General features: G+C 60.6%; 22 protein-coding genes. 10 read left to right on the forward strand and 12 right to left on the reverse strand.

What is annotated here, in order from left to right; genetic code table 11:
• The first annotated feature begins 65 nt into the window (after positions 1-65).
• Positions 66-1,298: an ROK family transcriptional regulator gene (locus V6R85_RS11895; protein ID WP_162695480.1), complete on the forward strand. Its 1,233-nt coding sequence runs from the start codon at positions 66-68 to the stop codon at positions 1,296-1,298.
• 19 nt (positions 1,299-1,317) lie between these two features.
• On the opposite strand, the gene V6R85_RS11900 is transcribed toward V6R85_RS11895, so the two are convergent.
• The 8 genes from V6R85_RS11900 to V6R85_RS11935 form a co-directional block, all read right to left on the reverse strand.
• On the reverse strand, positions 1,318-2,862 hold the full coding sequence (locus V6R85_RS11900) for a glycerol-3-phosphate dehydrogenase (RefSeq protein WP_111833912.1): 1,545 nt from the start codon (positions 2,860-2,862) through the stop codon (positions 1,318-1,320).
• Positions 2,863-3,027: 165 nt separating this feature from the next.
• Positions 3,028-3,444: a methylmalonyl-CoA epimerase gene (gene mce / locus V6R85_RS11905; RefSeq protein ID WP_111833913.1), complete on the reverse strand. Its 417-nt coding sequence runs from the start codon at positions 3,442-3,444 to the stop codon at positions 3,028-3,030.
• A gap of 13 nt (positions 3,445-3,457) precedes the next feature.
• Complete coding sequence (scpA, locus tag V6R85_RS11910; RefSeq protein WP_087745906.1) at positions 3,458-5,599, reverse strand: methylmalonyl-CoA mutase; 2,142 nt, start codon at positions 5,597-5,599, stop codon at positions 3,458-3,460.
• Positions 5,600-5,730: 131 nt separating this feature from the next.
• Positions 5,731-7,734, reverse strand: coding sequence for an acetyl-CoA carboxylase biotin carboxylase subunit (locus tag V6R85_RS11915; protein ID WP_099087383.1), 2,004 nt, complete (start codon positions 7,732-7,734; stop codon positions 5,731-5,733).
• 4 nt (positions 7,735-7,738) lie between these two features.
• Positions 7,739-8,140 (reverse strand): hypothetical protein, encoded by a 402-nt coding sequence (locus V6R85_RS11920; protein ID WP_003509580.1) that lies wholly within the window; start codon positions 8,138-8,140, stop codon positions 7,739-7,741.
• A 39-nt stretch (positions 8,141-8,179) separates the two neighbouring features.
• Positions 8,180-8,557, reverse strand: coding sequence for a hypothetical protein (locus tag V6R85_RS11925; RefSeq protein ID WP_003509581.1), 378 nt, complete (start codon positions 8,555-8,557; stop codon positions 8,180-8,182).
• A gap of 104 nt (positions 8,558-8,661) precedes the next feature.
• Complete coding sequence (gene yghU / locus V6R85_RS11930) at positions 8,662-9,558, reverse strand: glutathione-dependent disulfide-bond oxidoreductase (protein ID WP_031234462.1); 897 nt, start codon at positions 9,556-9,558, stop codon at positions 8,662-8,664.
• A gap of 102 nt (positions 9,559-9,660) precedes the next feature.
• Positions 9,661-11,193, reverse strand: a complete 1,533-nt coding sequence (locus tag V6R85_RS11935; protein ID WP_080864779.1) for an acyl-CoA carboxylase subunit beta — start codon at positions 11,191-11,193, stop codon at positions 9,661-9,663.
• Between the two features lie 119 nt (positions 11,194-11,312).
• On the opposite strand from V6R85_RS11935, the gene V6R85_RS11940 reads away from it, so the two are divergent.
• The gene (locus V6R85_RS11940) at positions 11,313-12,731 is read left to right on the forward strand and encodes a helix-turn-helix domain-containing protein (RefSeq protein ID WP_003509584.1); all 1,419 of its coding nucleotides are present in this window, start codon (positions 11,313-11,315) and stop codon (positions 12,729-12,731) included.
• 13 nt (positions 12,732-12,744) lie between these two features.
• Here the strand turns inward: V6R85_RS11940 and V6R85_RS11945 are convergent, their stop codons facing one another.
• Positions 12,745-13,401 carry a DNA-3-methyladenine glycosylase family protein gene (locus V6R85_RS11945; RefSeq protein WP_162695481.1) on the reverse strand — a complete coding sequence of 219 codons (657 nt, stop codon included), beginning with the start codon at positions 13,399-13,401 and terminating at the stop codon, positions 12,745-12,747.
• Between the two features lie 39 nt (positions 13,402-13,440).
• On the opposite strand from V6R85_RS11945, the gene gluQRS reads away from it, so the two are divergent.
• The gene (gluQRS, locus tag V6R85_RS11950; RefSeq protein ID WP_111833914.1) at positions 13,441-14,340 is read left to right on the forward strand and encodes a tRNA glutamyl-Q(34) synthetase GluQRS; all 900 of its coding nucleotides are present in this window, start codon (positions 13,441-13,443) and stop codon (positions 14,338-14,340) included.
• Here gluQRS and V6R85_RS11955 read toward each other — a convergent pair.
• Positions 14,308-15,225 carry a YihY/virulence factor BrkB family protein gene (locus V6R85_RS11955; protein WP_003509587.1) on the reverse strand — a complete coding sequence of 306 codons (918 nt, stop codon included), beginning with the start codon at positions 15,223-15,225 and terminating at the stop codon, positions 14,308-14,310. The genes gluQRS and V6R85_RS11955 overlap by 33 nt on opposite strands.
• Positions 15,226-15,405: 180 nt before the next feature.
• Here V6R85_RS11955 and V6R85_RS11960 point away from each other — a divergent pair, with 180 nt between their 5' ends.
• The 7 genes from V6R85_RS11960 to V6R85_RS11990 all read left to right on the forward strand — a co-directional run bounded on the left by V6R85_RS11960 (position 15,406) and on the right by V6R85_RS11990 (position 20,723).
• The gene (locus V6R85_RS11960; protein ID WP_111780484.1) at positions 15,406-16,239 is read left to right on the forward strand and encodes an SDR family oxidoreductase; all 834 of its coding nucleotides are present in this window, start codon (positions 15,406-15,408) and stop codon (positions 16,237-16,239) included.
• Between the two features lie 16 nt (positions 16,240-16,255).
• Positions 16,256-16,453, forward strand: a complete 198-nt coding sequence (locus V6R85_RS11965; protein ID WP_020812918.1) for a twin transmembrane helix small protein — start codon at positions 16,256-16,258, stop codon at positions 16,451-16,453.
• A 1-nt stretch (position 16,454) separates the two neighbouring features.
• Positions 16,455-17,033, forward strand: a complete 579-nt coding sequence (locus V6R85_RS11970) for a cob(I)yrinic acid a,c-diamide adenosyltransferase (protein ID WP_020812917.1) — start codon at positions 16,455-16,457, stop codon at positions 17,031-17,033.
• Between the two features lie 32 nt (positions 17,034-17,065).
• The gene (locus tag V6R85_RS11975) at positions 17,066-17,839 is read left to right on the forward strand and encodes a rhomboid family intramembrane serine protease (protein WP_020012151.1); all 774 of its coding nucleotides are present in this window, start codon (positions 17,066-17,068) and stop codon (positions 17,837-17,839) included.
• A gap of 184 nt (positions 17,840-18,023) precedes the next feature.
• Positions 18,024-18,770 (forward strand): electron transfer flavoprotein subunit beta/FixA family protein, encoded by a 747-nt coding sequence (locus V6R85_RS11980; RefSeq protein ID WP_020812916.1) that lies wholly within the window; start codon positions 18,024-18,026, stop codon positions 18,768-18,770.
• 25 nt (positions 18,771-18,795) lie between these two features.
• Complete coding sequence (locus V6R85_RS11985; protein WP_111833915.1) at positions 18,796-19,725, forward strand: electron transfer flavoprotein subunit alpha/FixB family protein; 930 nt, start codon at positions 18,796-18,798, stop codon at positions 19,723-19,725.
• Between the two features lie 116 nt (positions 19,726-19,841).
• On the forward strand, positions 19,842-20,723 hold the full coding sequence (locus V6R85_RS11990) for a 3-hydroxybutyryl-CoA dehydrogenase (protein ID WP_003509938.1): 882 nt from the start codon (positions 19,842-19,844) through the stop codon (positions 20,721-20,723).
• A gap of 37 nt (positions 20,724-20,760) precedes the next feature.
• Here V6R85_RS11990 and V6R85_RS11995 read toward each other — a convergent pair whose 3' ends face one another.
• Positions 20,761-22,008: an MgtC/SapB family protein gene (locus tag V6R85_RS11995; RefSeq protein ID WP_087745919.1), complete on the reverse strand. Its 1,248-nt coding sequence runs from the start codon at positions 22,006-22,008 to the stop codon at positions 20,761-20,763.
• A gap of 133 nt (positions 22,009-22,141) precedes the next feature.
• Positions 22,142-22,810, reverse strand: coding sequence for a thiol:disulfide interchange protein TlpA (gene tlpA / locus V6R85_RS12000; RefSeq protein WP_087745921.1), 669 nt, complete (start codon positions 22,808-22,810; stop codon positions 22,142-22,144).
• Between the last annotated feature and the right edge of the window lie 4 nt (positions 22,811-22,814).

The following is a 22,814-nucleotide window of genomic DNA, read 5'->3' on the forward strand; positions in this document are numbered from 1 at the left end:
GCATGCGCCATCAGAGGGGATCAGCACGACAGGAAAAAGGCCGTTCAGGGAGCATGCCCCAGCCCATGTCCGCCATTGCAAGTACGGAACTGGTGCGCCAGAAAAACAGCCTGTCGGTGATGGCGGCACTGCGTCTGCACGGCAGCCTTTCCCACACCGACATGTCGACTTTCACCGGGCTTGCCTCCGCAACTGTTTCCGCCATCACCATGGAACTCGAACGTGCGGGGCTCATTCTCAGGAAAGAGCAGCTTGCCACGGCCGGCCGCGGGCGGCCTCGTATCCTCTTCGGGCCTGATGGTGCCTTCTGCCACGTCGCCATCGTCATCATCTCCTCGGACAGCGTGCAATATTCGCTGGTCGATTATGCCGGCAAGCTGGTGGATCGCTTTACCGAGCAGAGGATCACGGCTGAAAAAGGCTCGTTCGGAGGTTCGATATTGGCGGGCCTTGCGAGGCTTGCGGACCGCTCGCGCATCAACCGCCACGACATTCTTCAGGTCTCGATTAGCAGTAAGGGGCTTGTGGATGCGGCAACGGCAGTGCTCGTCTGGTCGCCGGTGCTCGGCAACGAAAAGATAGATTTCCAGCAGCTTATTTCGCAAGACGGCCGCACCCGCGTGACGCTGAACAACGAAACGCTGCTGGCCGCAAAAGCCATCTGGATACGGGAGCACGCAAAGGACGGTCCAGCACCGGATGCGCTTGTCACCCTGTCGCTCGGCCACAGCATCGGGCTAGGCATTGCCCGTGCCACCGGCGGCGCGATCGAGGTCAGCGCGCCCAACTTCGGGCATATGCTGCATCTGGCCGATGGTGCGTTGTGCCGTTGTGGCACCAGAGGCTGTATCGAGGCCTATTCCGGGTTTTATGCAATCCTGCGCTCGGCTTTCGAGGCCCCACCGCAGGCAGAACCGGCAAAATTCGTGCCGATCGCCGAGGTGGACAAGATCGCCGCTTCGGCTCGCGCCGGGGGCCGAATGGCGCGGTTTGCCTTCCGCACCGCCGGCCTTGCGCTCGGCAACGGTCTTTCACGCCTCTTCAGCCTGCACGGCCATATGCCGGTTTTCATCACCGGCCCCGGCACCCGTTATTTCGACCTTCTGGAAAGCGGCCTGCGCGATGGACTTGCACAGTCACAGGCAGTGCGTTTCGGCGGCATGCCGAAAATCGCAATCGCCCCTCACGAGCCGGAGTTGGTGTTCGAAGGGCATATGGAACACGCCCTTTCCGCCGCCGACGACTACATCTTGAGCGCCGACGGCCCCGAGAGGCCGCCGAGGAGTTCGGGGAATTGACCTAAAACCTGGCGAAAGCTCAGGCCCGCTCCGCCACGGCTTCGGTCTTTTGCCTACCGCCTGTCAGCATGGCAACGAATTCATCGAGACCGGCGGCCTCGTCCTTGCTCAGGCGCAGGCCCTGTTTCGTGCGGCGCCAGAGAATGTCCTCGGCCGCAAAGGCCCATTCGTGCTCAACCAGCCAGCGCACTTCGCATTCGTAAAGCGTGCCGCCAAAATGCCGGCCGAGACTGGACACGTCGGTGGCGCTGCCCAACAGTTCTGCAGCCTTCGTGCCGTAATTTCTGACAAGCCGCTCGGCGTGGCGTCCATCAAGGAAAGGATATCGGGAGACGAGCGCCCGAACCTGCACCTCATATCTTTCCGCGCCGAAATCGCCGCCCGGCAGGTGGGAGCCCGCCGTCCACGGCTTGCCCTTTTCGCCGATCGCCGCGCCGATCTTTTCCAGCGCATGTTCCGCCAGCCGCCGATAGGTGGTCAGCTTGCCGCCGAAAATATTGAGGAGCGGCGCTTCGCCGTCGGCCTGTTCGACCTTCAGCACGTAATCGCGTGTGGCTTCCTGCGCTTTCGAAGCGCCGTCATCAAAGAGCGGCCGCACGCCGGAATAGGTCCAGACGATGTCTTCCGGCCGAACCGGCTCGCTGAAATAGTCGCTCGCCGCGTTGCAGAGATAGGAAATCTCTTCCTCGGAAATGCGAACCTTGGCCGGATCGCCCTTGTAATCTCGGTCCGTGGTGCCGATCAGCGTGAAATCCCGCTCATAGGGAATGGCGAAGATGATGCGGTTATCAGGGTTCTGGAAGAAATAGGCGCGCGGATCGGAAAACTTCCTGCGCACGATGATGTGGCTGCCCTGCACGAGCCGGACATTGTGAACATCCTTGCGCCCGAAGACGCCGGAAAGCACGGTATCCACCCAGGGACCGGCAGCGTTGACCAGCATGCGCGCTTTATGCGTGGCCGAACGACCGGTTTTTTCGTCCAGCGTCTCGATGAGCCACAGCCCGCCTTCGCGCCGTGCGGAAACGACCCGCGTGCGGTTCATGATCGTCGCGCCGCGATCCGCCGCATCGCGCGCGTTGAGAACCACGAAACGGGCATCATCCACCCAGCCGTCGGAATATTCGAAAGCCCTGGCAAAAGCCGGCTTCAGAGGCTTGCCCGCCGGGTCCTTGCGAAGATCGAGCGTACGGGTCGCCGGCAAAAGTTTGCGGCCGCCGAGATTGTCATAAAGAAACAGGCCGAGCCGGACCATCCAGGCCGGGCGTACTCCGCCCTTCTGAATGGGCAGAACGAAACGCATGGGCCAGATGACATGCGGAGCCATGGCCCAGAGGATTTCCCGCTCCATCAGCGCTTCACGTACGAGGCGGAATTCGTAATGTTCGAGATACCGCAAACCGCCATGAATGAGCTTGGTGGCCGCCGAAGACGTGCCGGAGGCAAAATCGCCCTTTTCCGCAAGCGCCACGGAATAACCCCTGCCCACAGCATCGCGGGCAATGCCGCAGCCATTGACGCCGCCACCGATGACAAAAAGATCAAAAATGTTTTCGCCGGACATGAAGCCTCCGCGACAATGCAGGGGAGAAACCCCTTATGGAAAGACAATTATATAAAAACGAAAACAAAACGAATGTCAAAAGAAAACAAACGAACCATCGAACGCAAATGAAAGCGCCGCCGTGAGCGGTGCGTCACAACGTCAGCCTCCTAGGAGATTTATGTTTCAGCCGTGTGTCTGAGAAACCTGCTCAAGCTCATAGAGCACGCCGCCCATATCCTTCGGGTGCAGGAAAAGAACGGCATTGCCATGAGCGCCGATCTTCGGCTGGCCATCACCCAGAATTCGAACGCCCTTTTTGAGGAGGTCATCCCGGGCCGAGGCAATATCCGGCACCTCGAAGCAGAGATGGTGCGTCCCGCCGCCCGGATTTCTTTCGAGAAAGGCGGCAATCGGCGAATTTTCTCCGAGGGGGTGAAGGAGTTCGATCTTGGTATTCTCAGTCTGAATGAAAACCACGGTCACGCCGTGTTCAGGCAGGGATTGCGGCTCGGAGACATCTGCGCCAAGCGCCCTGTATCGGGTGACGGCGGCTTCGAGATCGGGCACCGCGATGGCGACGTGATTCAATCTTCCGAACATGGTCGTCTTCCCCTCACACGTTCCGCCTGACGCCTTCGAGCAGGTCGAGAACCTTGTTGGCCGCGTCCATGACATTGGTGCCGGGTCCGAAGATCGCCGAAACCCCGTGGTCGAGCAGGAACTGGTAATCCTGCCGCGGGATGACGCCGCCGACCACGACGATGATGTCTTCCGCACCCTTCTGTTTCAGCGCCTCGACCAGCTGCGGCGCAAGCGTCTTGTGACCGGCGGCGAGCGACGACATGCCGACCACATGAACCCTGTTCTGAACGGCGAGATCCGCCGCTTCAACGGGAGTCTGGAACAAGGGGCCGGCCAGCACATCAAACCCGATATCGCCAAAGGCCGAAGCAATGACCTTCGCACCGCGATCATGCCCGTCCTGTCCGAGCTTGGCGACCATGATGCGCGGTTTGGTGCCGATCCGTTCAGCAACGCCGGAGAGGCGGGCTGCGAGCGTGGCGAGTTCCGGCTCATCCTTATAGGCCTCGCCGTAGATATCAGTCACCACCTCCGGCACGGCGGCATGGTCACCGAAGACCGCACGCAGTGCATCGGAAATCTCTCCCACTGTGGCGCGGGCGCGGGCGGCGACAACGGCGGCTTCGAGAATATTGCCCTTGCCGCTGCGGGCGATCTCGGAAAGTGCTGCCAAGGCGGAGGTCACGTCCTTGCCATCGCGGCGACGGCGCGTCTCCTCAATGCGGCGGATTTGCGCGGCGCGAACGGCGGCATTGTCGATATCGAGAACATCGATATCTTCCTCGTTTTCGAGACGGTAACGGTTGACGCCGACGATGACCTCCTCGCCCTTGTCCACCGCCGCCTGGCGGCGCGTTGCCGCCTCTTCGATCAGCCGTTTCGGCAGGCCTTCCGCCACCGCCCTGGTCATGCCGCCAAGCGCCTCCACCTCCTCGATCAATGCCCAGGCTTTCTCAGCCAGTTCATCGGTCAGGCTCTCGACATAATAGGAACCGGCCAGGGGATCGACGACCTTGGTAACGCCTGTTTCATGCTGGAGGATAAGCTGGGTATTGCGGGCGATGCGGGCGGAAAATTCCGTCGGCAGGGCAATCGCCTCATCGAAGGAATTGGTGTGTAGCGACTGCGTGCCGCCAAGCACGGCGGACATGGCCTCAAACGCGGTGCGGACGATGTTGTTATAGGGGTCCTGCTCCTGCAGCGAGACGCCGGAAGTCTGGCAATGGGTGCGTAGCATCAGCGACGAGGCCTTCTGCGGTTTGAATTCTTCCATGATGCGTGACCAGAGCAGGCGCGCGGCGCGCAGCTTCGCCGCCTCCATGAAGAAATTCATGCCGATGGCGAAAAAGAACGACAGGCGGCCGGCGAAATCATCGACATTCAGCCCCTTGGCCAAAGCAGCCCGCACATATTCGCGCCCATCCGCCAGCGTGAAGGCAAGCTCCTGCACCAGCGTCGCGCCCGCCTCCTGCATGTGGTAACCGGAAATGGAGATGGAGTTGAATTTCGGCATCTCCTTCGCCGTATATTCGATGATGTCGGCAATGATCCGCATCGAGGGTTCGGGCGGATAGATATAGGTGTTGCGGACCATGAACTCCTTGAGAATGTCGTTCTGGATGGTGCCGGAAAGGGCGGCGCGGGGAACGCCCTGTTCTTCGCCCGCCACGATGAAACTGGCGAGCACGGGAATGACCGCGCCGTTCATGGTCATGGACACCGAGACTTTTTCGAGCGGGATGCCGTCGAACAGGATTTTCATGTCCTCGACGCTGTCGATCGCCACACCAGCCTTACCGACATCGCCCTCCACGCGCGGGTGATCGCTGTCATAGCCGCGATGCGTGGCGAGGTCGAAAGCCACGGAAACACCCTGCTGGCCGGCGGCGAGCGCCTTGCGGTAAAAGGCATTCGAGGCTTCGGCCGTGGAAAAACCGGCATATTGGCGGATGGTCCAGGGCCGCCCGGCATACATGGTGGCGCGCGGGCCGCGCGTGAAAGGCGCAAATCCCGGCAGGCTGTCGAGATGGGAAATCTTCTGCAGATCGTCAGCCGTATAGAGCGGCTTGACCTCGATGCCCTCAGGCGTGTGCCAGACGAGTGTATCCGGTGAGCGCTTCAGCTCTTTTTCGGCAAGATGAAGCCAATCCCGCACCGTTTTTTCACCCGACATGCATCTCTCCCCTTCTGCATTTCATTCTAGCACTGTGGCCGGTGATCGTGACGAAAATCGAACGGCCGCCCGCAGGCCCGACCCCGTAAACCGCTCCGGCCCGCATCCGTTCCGGAAAACGGCAGCGGCTATCACTCGAATTCGAGAATGACTTCGTCCACCGCGAGGCTGTCGCCCGGTTTTGCCGCCACCCTGGCAACGCGACCGCGTTTTTCCGCGCGCAGGATGTTTTCCATCTTCATGGCCTCCACAGTCGCCAGCGCCTGCCCGGCCTCCACCTCGTCGCCTTCGCCCACCGAAATACCGGTGATGACACCAGGCATGGGGCAGAGCAGCAGTTTCGATGTATCCGGCGGCAGTTTTTCCGGCATCAGCAGCGCCAGCTCCGCCACGCGCGGGCTGCGTACGCGGGCAAGAATATCCATGCCGCCCCAGCGCAGGCGAACCGCCGCGCCGGCAAGATCAACCTTGGCGGCGATAACTTCGCCCGCCACCGTGAACAGACCCAGACTCTGGCCCGGAAGCCAGCCGGTATCGATGGCCAAAGCCGCCCCGTCCTCAAAACGGACCACCGTGCCATCCGGACCGGTTTCAACGCTGACCCTTTGGTGCAATGCGCCAAATGAAACCACCCAGTCATGGCCGACAATGCGGCGGTGATTACCGATGGTGCCGGAAATTTCGACCGCGCGGTTCTGTACGCGCTGGTTGATGATGGCGGCAATGGTGGAAAGCTTACGCGCCTCGGCTTCATCCGGCTCGACGCCGGAAAACCCTTCCGGAAATTCTTCCGCGATAAAGCCCGTCGTGAGCCTTCCGGCCCGGAACCGCTCATGCTGCATGACGGCCGACAGGAAGGGCAGATTGTGGCCGATGCCCTCCACCTCGAAACGGTCCAGCGCCTGCCCCATGGCGTCGATGGCCGTCTCGCGATCCTGGCCCCAGCTGCACAGTTTGGCGATCATCGGATCGTAATACATCGAGATTTCGCCGCCTTCGAAGACGCCGGTATCGTTGCGGATGACCGTTCCGTTCTCCTGCGCACCTTCCCGCGGTGGTCGATAGCGCGTCAGCCGGCCAATGGAAGGCAGGAAGTTGCGATAGGGATCTTCGGCATAAAGCCGGCTTTCAATCGCCCAGCCGTTCAGTTTCACATCCGCCTGTGCGAAGGAAAGCTTTTCACCTGATGCCACACGGATCATCTGCTCGACCAGATCGATGCCGGTAACAAGCTCCGTCACCGGATGTTCCACCTGCAGGCGGGTGTTCATTTCCAGAAAATAGAAATTGCGTTCACCATCGACGATGAATTCCACCGTGCCGGCCGAATGGTAACCGACCGCCCTTGCCAGCGCCACGGCCTGCTCGCCCATGGCCTTGCGGGTCGCTTCATCCAGAAAGGGTGACGGCGCTTCCTCGATGACCTTCTGGTTGCGGCGCTGGATCGAGCATTCGCGCTCACCGAGATAGAGGATGGTGCCGTGCTTGTCGCCCAGCACCTGAATTTCGATATGGCGTGGCTGGGTGACGAATTTCTCGATGAAGATGCGATCGTCGCCAAAGGAGGATTTCGCCTCGTTTTTCGAGGACTGAAACCCCTCACGCGCCTCGGTGTCGTTGAAGGCGATGCGCATGCCCTTGCCGCCGCCGCCGGCGGACGCCTTGATCATGACGGGATAACCGATCTGCGATGCGATCCTCACCGCCTCATCCGCATCCTCGATCAGCCCCATATGGCCGGGAACGGTGGAAACGCCCGCTTCCGCGGCCAGTTTCTTCGAGGTGATCTTGTCGCCCATCGCCTCGATCGCGCCGACAGGCGGGCCGATGAAGGCGACGCCCGCCTTTTCCAGAGCCTCGGCGAAGGCAGCATTTTCCGACAGGAAACCGTAACCGGGATGGACCGCATCCGCCCCGGTCTTCGCGATCGCCTCCAGAATTTTATCGATGACGATATAGGACTGCGACGAGGGAGCCGGGCCGATATGAACGGCTTCATCCGCTTGTCTCACATGCAGCGCATTGGCGTCCGCATCCGAATAGACCGCGACAGTGGCGATGCCCATCTTCTTCGCCGTCTTGATGACTCGGCAGGCAATCTCGCCGCGATTGGCGATGAGGATTTTCTTGATCATGCGGTTATTCTCCCCTCGCATCGTCATCATCGTCGCGGAATTTCTTTTCATAGGGCATCATCAGGATCGCCGAGGCGGTGGCCGCCGCGCCGAACAGGGACGCGATGGGCACGACCACCAGCAATACCGGCACAACCGGATTTGCGGCGCGGCCGATGCGCGCGCCCAAACCGCCAATGTCGAGAAAAATCAGCGCTGCACCGACGCAGACGCCGATCAGCACGCCGACCGCCGCATTGAACGCCATGAAACGCAGCATCTGCCGGTGATCGAGCCGGGCAGCTTCCGGCGTCATCTTTGGCTTTGGATCACGACTGCCCGATGCTCTGCCCGCGTTACCGCCGCGACGTTGCCTCACCCAGCGTCGCAGCCATTGCAGGTCCATATGGAGTATGTCGACAATCATGTTCCTCCTCCCCCTCAGGAAAAATGCCGTCGCCTGCCCTCAAATCTCGAAAAAATTCTCGAATGATTCCGGGAAATTCTGCCGGGCAACGCGCTCATCGATGACCAGCATCGCCTGATAGGAAAGCGGATCGAAATTCTTTTCCGCAGGTATGACCTCACGGCCGAAAAGCAGGTTGAGGCGGGCGGCGTCGAGATTGCCGCGCTCGAAGGGCTCGGCACCAAAATGGTGCCAGAGTGAGTGCAGGAAGGCGGCATCGATGCGATGCTCCTTGGTATCGTTGCGCGCCCGGCGGGGTATCATCTTGATCGGTGTTACCCCTTTGGGGTTGGCGCGACGGATGGTGAACTGGACGCCCGTGCTCGGCATGCCGGAGGGAAATCCCTTGTGTTTGGTCATTTCGGGCAGGTTCGCCATCTTTAGTCCTTCCAGAACATTTCCAGTAAAAGCGGAATCGCTTTTACGTCCGGAAATGCGTCAATTCAAATAGTTAGAGCGCTTTTAGCGCTCTAATCTTTTCGTTATGCCTTGCCGATCCTGTCCTCAGTCTTCGTTTCGAAGTCGGAGGCATCATGGCGTTCATGCAATTGTTCGGACGGATCGCCCGAGGTTTTGTTGACGATCACACCGCGCTTGACCGCCGGGCGCTCGCCGATTTCAAGCGTCCAGCGCATGACGTTCTTATAGCTGTCCGCTTCAAGGAACGCACCGGCATCGCCATAGGCCTGACCGAGCGCGATCTTGCCATACCACGGCCAGACGGCCATATCGGCGATCGTATATTCCGAACCGGCGAGATAACGGTTGTCGGCGAGGTGCCGGTCCAGCACGTCGAGCTGGCGTTTGACCTCCATGGCGTAACGGTCGATCGCATATTTGATCTTCACCGGCGCATAGGCGTAAAAATGGCCGAAACCGCCGCCGAGGAAGGGGGCGGAGCCCATCTGCCAGAACAGCCAGTTCAGCGCCTGCGTGCGGGCATTGCCCTCCTTCGGCAGGAAGGCGCCGAATTTTTCCGCGAGATAAACGAGAATGGAGCCACTTTCGAAAACACGCGTCGGCTCAGGGGTTGAATGATCCATCAGCGCCGGGATCTTGGAATTCGGATTGACGCCGACGAAACCGGAACCGAACTGGTCGCCTTCGCCGATCTTGATCAGCCACGCATCATAATCTGCGCCCTTGTGGCCGGCAGCCAGCAATTCTTCCAGCATGATGGTGACCTTCTGGCCGTTCGGCGTCGCCAGCGAATAAAGCTGCAGCGGGTGCTTGCCGACGGGCAGTTTCTTCTCATGGGTGGGACCGGCGATCGGACGGTTGATATTGGCGAACTGGCCGCCATTGCCCTTATCCCAGGTCCAGACCTTGGGCACTTCATATCCGGCGGGGAAATTATCTGCGGAGGAATTTTCGGCCATGAAAAACTGTCCTTGTGCGTTTCGGGAGGACATCCGGAAATCCGGGCGCCTGAACATCCATATAGTAAGGTGGCCGAAGCATTTTTCCAGCCCTGCAGCAAATCAGAGCGGAATGGTGTCGTGTTTCTTCCAGCGGGTTTCGACGCTCTTGTTGCGCAGCGACGCGAAGGCGCGGGCGATGCGGCGGCGTGAGGAATGCGGCATGATGACCTCATCGATGAAACCGCGTTCCGCCGCCACGAAGGGATTGGCGAAACGCTCCTCATATTCTTTCGTGCGCGCGGCAATCTTCTCGGGATCGGCAAGCTCGGAACGATAGAGGATTTCGGCCGCTCCTTTTGCTCCCATCACGGCGATTTCCGCCGTCGGCCAGGCGTAGTTCACATCCGCACCGATATGTTTGGACGCCATCACGTCATAGGCGCCGCCATAGGCCTTGCGGGTGATCAGCGTCACCATCGGCACCGTCGCCTCCGAATAGGCGAAGAGAAGTTTAGCCCCGTGCTTGATGACGCCGCCATATTCCTGCGCCGTTCCCGGCAGGAAACCCGGCACATCCACCAGCGTCAGCAGCGGAATGTTGAAGGCATCGCAGAAGCGCACGAAACGGGCGGCCTTGCGCGAGGCGTCGATATCGAGGCAGCCGGCCAGCACCATCGGCTGGTTGGCGACAACCCCCACCGTCTGGCCTTCGAGGCGAATGAAGCCGGTGATAATGTTGCGGGCAAAGGCTTCCTGCAGCTCGAAGAAGTCTCCCTCATCGGCCAGCGCGTGGATCAGTTCCTTCATGTCGTAGGGTTTGTTGGAACTGTCAGGGATCAGCGTATCGAGACGTGCCTCCAGCCGCGCCGGATCGTCATGAAACGGCCGGACAGGTGGTTTTTCGCGATTGTTGAGCGGCAGAAAATCGAACAGCAGCCGCACATGTTCCAGCGTCTCGATGTCGTTTTCATAAGCGCCGTCAGCGACGGAGGATTTTCTCGTATGGGTGGAGGCACCGCCAAGCTCTTCCGCTGTGACGATCTCGTTCGTCACGGTCTTCACCACATCCGGCCCGGTCACGAACATGTAGGAGGTATCGCGCACCATGAAGATGAAATCGGTCATGGCAGGCGAATAGACAGCACCACCCGCACAAGGCCCCATGATAACTGATATCTGCGGCACGACGCCGGAGGCGACGACATTGCGCTTGAACACATCGGCATAACCGCCGAGCGAGGCCACACCCTCCTGGATACGCGCACCGCCGGAATCGTTCAGCCCGATCACCGGCGCACCATTGCGCACCGCCATATCCATGATCTTGCAGATCTTCTGCGCATGGGTTTCCGACAGCGAACCGCCGAGCACGGTGAAATCCTGCGAGAAAACATAGACCTGCCGGCCATTGATGGTGCCCCAGCCGGTGACGACGCCGTCACCTGCAATCTTCTGGCCCGCCATGCCGAAATCCACCGCCCGGTGGGTGACGTACATGTCGTATTCTTCGAAGGAACCTTCATCCAAGAGCACGTCGATACGCTCGCGCGCCGTCAGCTTGCCCTTGGCGTGTTGCGCCTCAATGCGCTTGACGCCGCCGCCGAGCCGCGCCTCTTCCCGCCGCGTTTCCAACTGCTCCAGAATGCCGGGCATGTTTCCTCCATGCGTTGTCATTACGATCCATAGCCCAGAAAATAGTCTGCCAGAAGCCTTGATCGTGCGCGTATGCGTGCCATAAATATTTGCAATATTTAATTTTGCAAAGTTGCAATATGGCGACGGAAAAACTCTTCATCGGCCGCAAGGTGCGCGGCCTTCGCGAAAACGCCCGCGCCACGCAGGCGCAATTTGCCGAGCGGCTGGGCATCTCCGCGAGCTACCTGAACCAGATCGAAAACAATCAACGCCCGGTTTCGGCCAGCGTTCTGGTGACGCTCGTGGAAAAATTCCAGCTTGATATGGCGGAACTGGCGACGGGCGAAAGCGACCGGCTGGTTTCCGCCGTGCGTGAGGCGCTGAAAGATCCGCTCTTCATGAACTACGAACCGGGCCTTCAGGAACTGAAACTGATCGCCCAGAACGCGCCGGGTTTTGCCCATGCGCTGCTGCGCGCCCATCAGGCCTATCGCCAGAACAGCGAGCAGCTGGTGCAGCTGGATGACCGGCTGGGCCGCGGAACCGCGCAGGTGGAAAGAACCCCCTATGAGGAGGTGCGCGATTTCTTCCACTTCGTCGACAATTACGTCGCCGAGATCGACCTTCTGGCCGAAGAGCTGGCGGAAGAACTGGAGATAGAAGGCGGCGAGACCTACGGCATTCTGGCCGCGCATCTGCGCAACCGTTACGGCATCCATATCACAAGAACGGAGGCGGCAGGCGGGTTGATCCGGCATTTCGACCCCGCCGGCAAAACGCTCGCTCTCAGCTCCTACATGGCCGCGCCGACCCGCTGTTTTCAGCTTGCATTGCAGATCGCCCAGCTTCACGCCGGCGCGACGGTGGACAGGGTGCTGGCCGGTGCCGGATTCCGCAATGTGGAAGCGGCGGAAATCTGTCGTATCGGACTGCACAATTATTTCGCCGCAGCCCTCATCCTGCCCTATGGGCAATTTCATCGGGCGGCTCAGGAACTGCGTCACGATCTGGAGCTTCTCGCCGTGCGCTTCGGCGCGAGCCTTGAGCAGGTGGCCCACCGGCTGAGCACCTTGCAGCGCCCGGGCATGAAAGGCGTGCCGATCTTTTTCGCCAAGATCGACCGCGCCGGCAACATTACCAAACGCCACAGCGCCACGCGGCTGCAATTTGCCCGTTTCGGGGCGGCCTGTCCGCTTTGGAATATCCATCAGGCTTTCGAAAGCTCCGACAGGATCGTGCGGCAACTGGCGGAAACGCCTGACGGCGTGCGCTATCTTTCCATCGCCACGCAAATCGAGAAAGCTGGCGCGGGTTTCGATACGGAAAGACCACGTTACGCCATCGCGCTTGGCTGCGAAATTTCCCATGCGCAGAATTTCGTTTATGCCGATACGCTCGATCTCGGCAATGCGGCATCCTTCAAACCGATCGGCATTTCCTGTCGGGTCTGCGAAAGGGTGGATTGCGTGCAACGCGCCGTACCGCCGTTGAAACGCAAGCTGCATTTCGATCATCTGTCGCGTGGCGCGCTGCCCTACCGGATCGCCGACTTCTAGCGCCGCGGGAACATCACGGCAAAGGCACCATGGCGCGCCGCATAATGTTGGCATAATAGCCCCAGAAAAGCCGGGCGGCGACGGAGCGCCAAGGCGACCAGAGTGCCGCACGCTCCGCCAGCCATTTCGCTTCCGGCCTCACCTCCAGATCAAGCGCGTGGGCCACCGCCGATCTCAGCGCCACATCGCCGACCGGGAAAATATCCGGATGCCCGCCGCAAAACATCAGGTAGACTTCCGCCGTCCACGGGCCGATGCCACGAAGCGCTACCAGCTCGGAGAACGCCGCACCCGCCTCCTGGCGCACCACGCCGTCAAGGTCGATCTGCCTTTCCGTAACGGCGCGCGCCAGCCCTTCCAGCGTCGTCGCCTTGGCCCGGGAAAGGCCGAAGCCAGCGCGCAATTCCTCGGGTGCGCCGAGATAATTTTCCGCCGTGACCACGCCGCCGGTGCCGGTAAGGATACGCGCCCATATGGCGTTGGCGCTGGCGCGCGACACCATCTGCGACACGACGATATGGGCAAGGCCGGCAAAGCCGGGCTCGTGAATGCGCAGCTCCAGCGGACCGGCTTTTTCGATAATGAGGCTGAGAGCCGGATCGAGGTGGGCGAGATGCTCCAGCCCTTCGCTGATGTCATCCATCCCGGTAATGATTTTCATATCCGTCATTCCATATGCCGCCAGCCGGCTGGTGGGGCGCTTTAAAACATGGCAGAAGAAACCATGCCTTCGCCTTTCCGTCAAAAACCGGTTTACCGTTTTGCGCCAAGCCCCAACGGCCTGCTGCATCTCGGCCACGCGCTTTCCGCCTTCCTGAACCATGACATGGCGCAGGACAATGGCGGCCGCTTTCTGCTGCGCATCGAGGATATCGACCAGACGCGCTGCACGCCGGAGCTGGAACAGGCGATCCATGATGATCTCGGCTGGCTGGGACTTTCCTGGGAAGAGCCGGTGCGGCGGCAATCGGAACATTTCGATGAGTATCGCGCGGCGCTGGACATGTTGATCGACGCGGGCCTCGCCTATCCGGCTTTTCTCAGCCGTGGGGAAACCAAGGCCATCGTTCGTATTTTTGAGGCGGAGGGAGGGCTCTGGCCACGCGATCCTGATGACGCGCCGCTTTACCCGGCCATAGACCGGGAGAGGCCAAAGGCGGAGCGGGATGCGCTGCTCGCCTCCGGCCGACCGCACGCCTGGCGGCTCGACATGGAAAAGGCGATGCACGCCGCCGGCATCCCTCTGTTCTGGCAGGAGAGCGGCGACGGCGGGACCGGGCAGATCGAGGCCCTTCCCGCGCTCTGGGGCGATGTGGTGCTGTCGCGTTCCGACGCGCCTTCGAGCTATCATCTCTCCGTTGTGGTTGACGATGCGCTGCAGGGCATCACCCATGTGGTGCGCGGCATGGATCTCTTCCACGCAACCGCCATCCACCGGCTGCTGCAACACCTGCTGGACCTGCCGCAGCCCGCCTATCACCATCACCGGCTTATTTTGGGCGCAGACGGCCGCAAGCTTTCGAAAAGCGAAGGCAGCACCGGCCTTTCCGCCCTGCGGGCGGAAGGGGCGACGTCCTCAGATATCCGCCGGCTTGTCGGTCTCTTCTAGCGCCCGCTCCCGGCGCGCGCCGCTGCCGCCGATATTGCGGCGGATGATCTGCCGCACCTTGTATTTCATCAGCGCGGCATTGACCTCCGCACCGAGCATGAAGATGACGCCGACCATATAAAGAAACACCAGAACCACCATGACGGAGGCAAGACCGGCATAGGTGGCGGCATAATTGGCGAAGGTGGAGAGATAATAGGCGAAGATCGCCGCGCCGATGACCCAGAAGATCATCGTCAAGAGAATGCCCGGCCAGACATCCCAGATACGGCGTTTGCCGGCGGGCAGCCAAAGATGCGCGGCCACCAGCCCCGCCGTCAGAACCACGATGGTGCCGTAAAGACCAAGGCTGGAGATGGTGTTCAGCACATCCGTCAGCCACGGGAACCGCTGCTCGGCAAAAGAGGTGGCAACCGGCACGGCAACAAGCACGATGCTGATGCCGGCAAAGACGACCACGGCGATCAGCACATAAAGCAGGCTGAGCAGGCGGGTGATATACCACCATCGCGTTTCGGTGACACGATAGGCGCGGTTGAGCGAAATTCGGAGCGCCTCGACGCCATTGGAAGCAAAATAGGCGGCGGCCAGCACCGAAATCGTCAGCAGCCCGCCGCGCGGAATGGTCAGCACCTGCTGCACCTGCGCCGCCAGCGGCCCGGCAATCGCCTCAGGCCAGGTGTCGAAAATCAGATGCACCGCCGTTTCGGAAAACTGGTCAGCGCCGAGAAAACCGGCAAGCGCCGTACCGAAGATCAGAAAGGGGAACAGCGCCAGCAGGATGGAAAGCGCCATATGGCTCGCCATCGCCCAGCCGTCATCCTCGGCGAAATGGGAATAGGCATCGAAGGCAACCTTGCCTGCCAGGCGCACTGCGGCAACCATGTCACCTCCATTCATCGGCATTTCATTTGTAACTTCGTCCCGAATATGGGAAATCAGCTTCGCTTTGTACAGCGCGCAAGCCCGGCTTTCGGTTCCGTCACTGAGAAGGATTTTGCGCAATGCGTTTTCCATGGGCCGGTCAAACGGGCCAGAGCGATAGTCGGTTTCCCGGAGCGGCAGATGTCTGAAAAGCCCGTCATCATCATCACCGGATGTTCCTCGGGCATCGGCGCTTATTGCGCCGGCGCGCTCCACCGGGACGGCTGGCGGGTTTTCGCCACCGTGCGCCGTATCGCCGACATGGCCGCGCTTGAAAATCAGGGCATCGAAACCCTGATCATGGATTACACCAAGCCCGAAACCATCGCCGCGCTGGTGGATACCGTCGCCGCCCGAACCGGCGGCCGCATCGATGCGCTTTTCAACAACGGCGCCTATGGCCAGCCGGGCGCGGTGGAGGACCTGCCTGTCGAAGCGCTGAGAGCCCAGTTCGAAACCAATGTCTTCGGCTGGCACGATCTGACACGGCGGGTCATTCCCTTCATGCGCGCCCGCGGCGTCGGCCGCATCGTGCATTGCTCCTCCATTCTCGGCCTCGTGCCCTATCGTTATCGCGGCGCTTACACCGCTTCGAAATTCGCGCTTGAGGGGCTGGGCGTCACCTTGCGCATGGAGCTTCAGGGCAGCGGCATCCATGTGAGCCTGATCGAACCCGGTCCCATCACCTCGAAATTCACCACGACGGCGCTTGCCCATATCAACGAGCATATCGATCTCGAAAATTCGGCCCATGCGGCGGAATATAAACGCCAGCTGGCGCGCATGGATGGCTCCGGTCCCGTCAACCGTCACAAGCTTGGTCCCGATGCGGTTTATGCCGTGCTGAAACACGCCCTGACGGCGGCAAAACCGAAGCCGCATTATCCCGTCACGGTGCCAGCCAAACAGGGGCTTATCCTGAAACGGCTCTTGCCTGCCGGACTTTTCTATCGTCTGCTGCGCAGATTCGATTGAGGAGGAGTAATACCGCATGTCCGGCTTCACCACCGTTCTGGCCCTTATCGTCATGGGCCTCGTCGTCATCGTGCTGATACGCGGCCTCTTCAACATGCTGAAGGGGCAGGATGCCAACCGGTCCAACAAGCTGATGCAGCTTCGCCTTCTCCTGCAGGCCGTCGCCATCGTGCTGATCATGCTCACCCTCTGGCTCACCGGCGGTGGCCGTTGACATGGTGAAACTGAATAAGATCTACACCCGCACCGGCGACAAAGGGACGACCGCGCTGGTTTCCGGCCCGCGCCGGCTGAAGCACGATCTTCGCGTCGAGGCCTACGGCACGGTGGACGAGACCAATTCGGCCATCGGCGTCGCGCGACTGCATACGGGCGGGCTGGAACGGCTGGATGCCATGCTCTTCCGCATCCAGAACGATCTGTTCGATCTCGGCGCCGATCTCGCCACGCCTGATAGTGGAGAGCCGCTTTCTTATGAGCCGCTGCGCATCGTCGAAAGCCAGGTCACCCGGCTGGAAAATGAAATCGACGAACTCAATGCCGCCCTCGAACCGCTGACCTCTTTCGTGCTGCCGGGCGGCAGCGCGGCAGCGGCCAATCTGCACTTGGCGCGCACCGTCTGCCGCCGGGCGGAGAGGCTGATGGTAGAGCTTTCCGTTTCCGAGAATGAGATCGTCAGCCCGGCGGCGCTGAAATATGCCAATCGCCTGTCCGATTTCCTGTTCGTCGCGGCCCGTTTCGCCAATGATGCCGGCAAGGCCGACATATTGTGGGTTCCGGGCAAGAACCGCTAGATCGCATCACTTGCGCAAATGAAGGACGTTCCATGTTCATACCGCTGCACGATGCGAACTCCCTCAAACATATCCGGCTGCAATATGTCACCATCGGCCTGATTGTGGTCAATGTGCTGGTCTGGCTGTTTACCGGCGTGCTTGCCAGCGATACCGAGGCCAATGCCGCAGCGCTCGGCCTTGGTTTCATTCCGGCCGTGGTGTTCGACTACGCCTATCTGGAACCGGCCCTGCAGGTGGTGCCCGACGATCTGACCGTTGTCACTTACGCATTCCTGCATCTCGATTTCTGGCATCTGGCCGGCAACATGCTGTTTCTCTGGGTCTTCGGCGACAATGTCGAGGACGCGCTTGGCCATTTCCGTTTCCTGATCTTCTATCTTGCCTGCGCCATTGTCGGCGCGCTGTTTCACGGCGTCGTCTCACCCACATCGGAAGGGCCGCTGATCGGCGCTTCGGGTGCGGTTTCCGGTGTCGTCGCGGCCTATTTCCTGCTGCATCCCAGGGTGCGTGTCTGGGTGCTGGTTCTCATGCGTATTCCGCTTCCTTTGCCCGCCTTCATTCCGCTGGCGCTGTGGATTGGCCAGCAGTTCCTGATGCTGGCGCTGGGGCTTGAAGAAAACGTCTCCTGGGGCGCCCATGTCGGCGGCATAATTGCAGGTGCGATCCTGGTGGTTTTCATGCGCAGGCGAGGCGTGCCCCTGTTTGACCGAACCATTGTTGCGCCGAGGGCGGCGCAGTTCAAGAATACGTCGCAAACAACAGGGTTGTCGCAAATCGAACGGGGCTATGACGGGGGTAGATGAGACCCTGCGTCAGAGATAGAGTATTTACGTTAACGTCAACGTAAGATATGCCTTACGTGCATGTGATAATGAAGATTGCTCCGTTGTATTTGCGGGAAAAATGCTTATCCATGTCGCCAACCTGTTTTTGGAGGTCCGCGCGGTCAACTGGCCAAAGCGGACAGGAGTTTGAGGAAAGCCGCCGATGAAAATCCTTGTCCCCGTTAAACGAGTCGTCGATTACAACGTGAAAATCCGCGTGAAAGCGGATGGTTCTGGCGTTGAGCTTGCCAATGTGAAGATGTCGATGAACCCGTTCGACGAAATCTCGGTGGAAGAGGCCCTTCGCTTGAAGGAAGCCGGCAAGGCCGAAGAAGTCGTGGTCGTCTCCATCGGCCCGGCCAAGGCGGAAGAAACGCTGCGCACCGCGCTCGCCATGGGTGCCGACCGCGCCATCCTCATCGAGACCGACGAAACGGTTGAGCCGCTCGCCGTCGCCAAGCTGCTGAAGGGTGTCGCTGAGGCTGAACAGCCCGGTCTCGTCATCGTCGGCAAGCAGGCGATCGACGACGACAGCAACCAGACCGGCCAGATGCTGGCCGCCCTTCTCGGCTGGGGCCAGGGCACGTTTGCCTCCAAGGTCGTACCATCAGATGGCAAGGTCGCGGTCACCCGCGAAGTCGATGGCGGTTTGCAGACGATCGAGCTGAAGCTTCCCGCCGTCGTCACCACCGACCTGCGCCTGAACGAGCCGCGTTATGCTTCGCTGCCGAACATCATGAAGGCGAAAAAGAAGCCGCTCGACAAGAAGGCTCCGGCCGATTTCGGCGTCGATGTTTCGCCGCGCCTGAAGGTGCTGAAGACCGAAGAACCTGCGGGCCGCAAGGCCGGCATCAAGGTTGGCTCGGTTGCCGAGCTGGTCGAAAAGCTTAAAGCCGACGGCGTCCTCTAAGGTTTCGGAAAAGGGAGATATTCTTATGGCCATTCTTCTTCTGGCAGAACACGACAACGCAACCCTTTCCGACCTGACGGCGAAGACGCTGACGGCGGCAACGCAGATTGGCGGCGACGTCCATGTGCTGGTTGCCGGCGCCAATGCCAAGGGCGCTGCCGACGCTGCCGCGAAACTCTCCGGTGTTTCCAAGGTGCTGCTCGCCGAAGACACATCTTATGCCAACGCGCTCGCCGAACCGCTGGCAGCGCTGGTTGTTTCGCTCAGCTCCTCCTATGACGTCATCATCGCCCCGGCGACGGCATCCGCCAAGAACGTGACGCCGCGCGTTGCGGCCCTTCTCGACGTGGCCCAGGTCTCGGAAATCATCGAGGTCGTCAGCCCTGATACCTTCAAGCGCCCGATCTATGCCGGCAACGCCATCCAGACGGTGCAGGCAACCGACGCCAAGAAGGTCATCACCGTGCGTCCGACCGCCTTTGCGGCAGCGGCCGAAGGCGGTTCGGCACCGGTCGAAACCATCGGCGCGGCGGCAAACCCCGGCCTTTCCAGCTTCGTTTCCGATGCTCTGGCGTCGTCCGACCGTCCGGAACTGACCTCTGCGAAGATCATCATCTCGGGCGGCCGCGCACTTGGTTCTTCCGAGAAGTTCAAGGAAGTCATCCTTCCCGTCGCCGACAAGCTCGGTGCAGCCGTTGGCGCATCGCGCGCAGCCGTCGATGCCGGTTATGCGCCGAACGACTGGCAGGTGGGCCAGACCGGCAAGGTGGTTGCCCCGCAGCTTTACATCGCCGCCGGCATTTCGGGCGCCATCCAGCATCTGGCCGGCATGAAGGACTCGAAGGTTATCGTCGCCATCAACAAGGATGAAGAAGCGCCGATCTTCCAGGTTGCGGATTACGGCCTCGTCGCCGATCTGTTCGAAGCCTTGCCGGAACTCGAAAAATCGCTGTAATTTAAGCATAAATTGGAGGCGGCGCGTTTTTTAAACGCGCCGCCTTCTCTTTTTCGGCGATATGCGTAACATCGCCGGCAATAACGCAGACAAAATCCCTGAGAGGAGACCAACCTATGACCGCCCCCTTTAAAAACATCGGTGTCATCGGAGCCGGTCAGATGGGATGCGGCATTGCACATGTCTCCGCCATCGCCGGTTACAGGGTCCATATCTACGATCTTTCCAAGGAAGGCATCGAGGCCGGTCTCGCCACGATCAACGGCAATCTCGCCCGCCAGGTCACCAACGGCAAGCTTTCGGACGACGCCCGCAAGCAGGCGCTGGCGCTGATCAGCGGATCGACTGATATCAATGATCTGGCAGCCATGGATCTCGTCATTGAGGCCGCGACGGAAAATGAAGAGATCAAGCGCAAGATTTATGCGCAGGTCTGCCCGGTCCTGAAGCCCGAAGCGCTGCTCGCCACCAATACGTCTTCGCTCTCCATCACTCGCCTTGCATCCGCCACCGATCGTCCCGAGCAGTTCATGGGCATCCACTTCATGAACCCGGTGCCGGTCATGAAGCTGGTGGAACTGGTGCGCGGCATCGCCACCAATGAAAAGACTTTCGACGCGGCAAAGGATTATGTGCGGACGCTGGAAAAGGCGATCACCGTCGCCGAGGATTTCCCGGCCTTCATCGTCAACCGCATCCTGCTGCCGATGATCAACGAGGCGATCTACACGCTCTATGAAGGCGTCGGCTCGGTGGAAGCCATCGACACCGCCATGCGCCTCGGTGCCAACCACCCGATGGGACCGCTGCAGCTTGCCGATTTCATCGGTCTCGACACCTGTTTGTCGATCATGCAGGTACTGCATGACGGTCTCTCCGACAGCAAATACCGTCCCTGCCCACTGCTGGTCAAATATGTCGAGGCCGGCTGGCTCGGCCGCAAATCAGGCCGCGGATTCTACGACTATCGCGGCGAGACGCCGGTCCCCACGCGCTGAGCCCGGACCAATATCGTCTCTGCCTTCGGCTGAACTCTCAGGCAATCAGCAGATAAGTGACCGCTCCGGCGCCGGCGGCGAGGACGGATGCGGCCGTGAGCAACCCGCAATAAACGAGCGTTCCGGAAACGGCCGCGACGAATACGCGGCCTACCGCGTTTGCGGCGAGAGCGGCGAGAATTGCGCTCGCCACGATATCAGGCGAAAGATTCTGCGCGTTGGCTCGCAACGCACTGAGAACGGCGACATCGGCATCGAATATGGCCGACAAAGCCGTGAGGGCGATGAAACCACCCGTGCCGATCCAGACGAGAAGAACGGCATTCAGCGTTCGCGTTGCAGCAAAGAGCGCGGCGAAGATGGCAAGGGGCACCAAGTCGAACGGATTTTTTGCGTCGATTTCCTGTCCGGGCTGCGTGTCCTGCAGTCTTATCAGGCCGGCGCCGCTCAATCCGAGAACCAGTGCAGCGGTCAGCGTTGCCGGTGCGATGAGGGAAAACGTCGTCAGCGAGAGGGCGAGGACGATAGCGAGAACCCGAAGCAGCGATACAGCCGCGGCCAGCGCCGCCACACCGGCAAGAGGCCAGACGTTTTCGCCGCTTTTCGCCTTCTGCCCGAAGCTGGCGGTTACGGCGGTCGATGAAACCAGAGCACCCGCCAGCCCGGTCACCAGCAGGCCGCGGGTTGAGCCGAGCAACCGCACGGCAATATAGCCGCAATAGGAAATCGTGGCGCTGAGCACGGTGAACAGCCATATTTCCCAGGGGTTGAAACCGCCCCACGGATCGATTGTCCGGTTTGGAAGGATCGACAGGCCGACGGCGGTCATCACTGCAAGCACCAGTGCGGAGCGCAGCTCGATCCATGTCAGCCGTTTCAGCAGACGGTGGAGAACTTCCCTGCCCGCAAGCAATGCCGCAAGGGCCGCGCCACCAGCAGCCGCCGCCTGATATTGCTCCGTTACCGCAAGCCCGCCGAGGGCAAAGACGCAGAGCGCCGCAACCACGCCGGTGACACTGAAATCATTGTCATGGCGCGCCTCACGCAGCTTGAACCACGAAAAACTGAATGCGAAACCCAAAAAACCCGCCGCAAAGGCGAAGGCATTGCCCTGCTCATCGGCCAAGATGCCGAAGATGCCACCGAGCAAGCCGGCAATGCCATAGGTCCTGATCCCGGCGGTACGGCTGCCCGACGGCGCATCACGCTCCCGCCAGCCGCGCTCAAGGCCGACGAGCAGGCCGATGGCAAGGGCAAGACCAAGCCGGGGGATAAGCAACTCCATGTCGGCACCTATTCCATGGCGGAAGCAGGATCATTATACGGGGCGGACGCTGGCTTGTCTGCACCGGCCCATCCTGGACAGGCCTGTCTTGAGGGCGGTTGCGGCTCTCAACTCATGGATCCAGCCACCGGCATCATTTTCCCGTCGCGGCGGTCACCAGCGCCTTGGCATCCTCGCTGTCCCACGCCGCCGGGCCGTTCATGGCCGCGAGCAGGCAGCCATTTTCATCCAGCAGCAGGGTGGCCGGCAGGCCAAAAGCGAGGCCTTCCTTTTTCAAAACGTTGAAGACGTCCATGGAACTGTCGCGGTAGTGTTTCAGGGCGTCGATCTTGTATTCATCCATGAAGGCTTTCGGTTTTTCATCCGCGCCGACATCGATATTGACGGCAACGACCTCAAAATTCTCGCCGCCCTTTTCCTTCTCCAGCGCGTTCAGAGCCGGCATCTCTTCCCGGCAGGGCACGCACCATGTGGCCCAGAGGTTGAGAAGGACCGCCTTGCCCTTGAGGTCGGCAAGCGTCATGTCCTTAGCCTCCGGTCCCTTGAAGGACAGCGGGATGACGCGCGGCTTGTCCGCCGCCGACATGGCCGCCACCTGCCCTTTCAGAAACGGCTTCAGCGAAGCGATGCGGTTTGCCGCACCTTCACATAAACCGCCCTCGGCCACCGCTGCCCCTTGAACCGGGCTCTCAGACCCAATATGCCTGAACCAGACCGCGCCAGCACCGGCGAGCACACCGGCCACGGCAGCAATTGCAACCAATTTGGCGGAAGGAAGCCTGAACGGCCTTTTTTCTGTCATCGAA

The sequence above is a fragment of the Agrobacterium sp. CCNWLW32 genome, assembly GCF_037083425.1.
In the GTDB taxonomy this organism is placed as follows: domain Bacteria; phylum Pseudomonadota; class Alphaproteobacteria; order Rhizobiales; family Rhizobiaceae; genus Agrobacterium; species Agrobacterium radiobacter.

Bases quoted from the DNA above. Each gene is read 5' to 3' on its own strand.
- V6R85_RS11925 (WP_003509581.1), bottom strand. From the start codon at position 8,557: ATGGCGAACCTGCCCGAAATGACCAAACACAAGGGATTTCCCTCCGGC.
- tlpA (WP_087745921.1), bottom strand. From the start codon at position 22,810: ATGACAGAAAAAAGGCCGTTCAGGCTTCCTTCCGCCAAATTGGTTGCA.
- V6R85_RS11900 (WP_111833912.1), bottom strand. From the start codon at position 2,862: ATGTCCGGCGAAAACATTTTTGATCTTTTTGTCATCGGTGGCGGCGTC.
- V6R85_RS11970 (WP_020812917.1), top strand. From the start codon at position 16,455: ATGGTGAAACTGAATAAGATCTACACCCGCACCGGCGACAAAGGGACG.
- yghU (WP_031234462.1), bottom strand. From the start codon at position 9,558: ATGGCCGAAAATTCCTCCGCAGATAATTTCCCCGCCGGATATGAAGTG.
- V6R85_RS11915 (WP_099087383.1), bottom strand. From the start codon at position 7,734: ATGATCAAGAAAATCCTCATCGCCAATCGCGGCGAGATTGCCTGCCGA.
- V6R85_RS11945 (WP_162695481.1), bottom strand. From the start codon at position 13,401: ATGACGGATATGAAAATCATTACCGGGATGGATGACATCAGCGAAGGG.
- mce (WP_111833913.1), bottom strand. From the start codon at position 3,444: ATGTTCGGAAGATTGAATCACGTCGCCATCGCGGTGCCCGATCTCGAA.
- V6R85_RS11940 (WP_003509584.1), top strand. From the start codon at position 11,313: ATGGCGACGGAAAAACTCTTCATCGGCCGCAAGGTGCGCGGCCTTCGC.
- V6R85_RS11995 (WP_087745919.1), bottom strand. From the start codon at position 22,008: ATGGAGTTGCTTATCCCCCGGCTTGGTCTTGCCCTTGCCATCGGCCTG.
- scpA (WP_087745906.1), bottom strand. From the start codon at position 5,599: ATGTCGGGTGAAAAAACGGTGCGGGATTGGCTTCATCTTGCCGAAAAA.
- gluQRS (WP_111833914.1), top strand. From the start codon at position 13,441: ATGGCAGAAGAAACCATGCCTTCGCCTTTCCGTCAAAAACCGGTTTAC.
- V6R85_RS11935 (WP_080864779.1), bottom strand. From the start codon at position 11,193: ATGCCCGGCATTCTGGAGCAGTTGGAAACGCGGCGGGAAGAGGCGCGG.
- V6R85_RS11960 (WP_111780484.1), top strand. From the start codon at position 15,406: ATGTCTGAAAAGCCCGTCATCATCATCACCGGATGTTCCTCGGGCATC.
- V6R85_RS11955 (WP_003509587.1), bottom strand. From the start codon at position 15,225: ATGGTTGCCGCAGTGCGCCTGGCAGGCAAGGTTGCCTTCGATGCCTAT.
- V6R85_RS11895 (WP_162695480.1), top strand. From the start codon at position 66: ATGTCCGCCATTGCAAGTACGGAACTGGTGCGCCAGAAAAACAGCCTG.
- V6R85_RS11985 (WP_111833915.1), top strand. From the start codon at position 18,796: ATGGCCATTCTTCTTCTGGCAGAACACGACAACGCAACCCTTTCCGAC.
- V6R85_RS11975 (WP_020012151.1), top strand. From the start codon at position 17,066: ATGTTCATACCGCTGCACGATGCGAACTCCCTCAAACATATCCGGCTG.
- V6R85_RS11965 (WP_020812918.1), top strand. From the start codon at position 16,256: ATGTCCGGCTTCACCACCGTTCTGGCCCTTATCGTCATGGGCCTCGTC.
- V6R85_RS11920 (WP_003509580.1), bottom strand. From the start codon at position 8,140: ATGATTGTCGACATACTCCATATGGACCTGCAATGGCTGCGACGCTGG.
- V6R85_RS11980 (WP_020812916.1), top strand. From the start codon at position 18,024: ATGAAAATCCTTGTCCCCGTTAAACGAGTCGTCGATTACAACGTGAAA.
- V6R85_RS11990 (WP_003509938.1), top strand. From the start codon at position 19,842: ATGACCGCCCCCTTTAAAAACATCGGTGTCATCGGAGCCGGTCAGATG.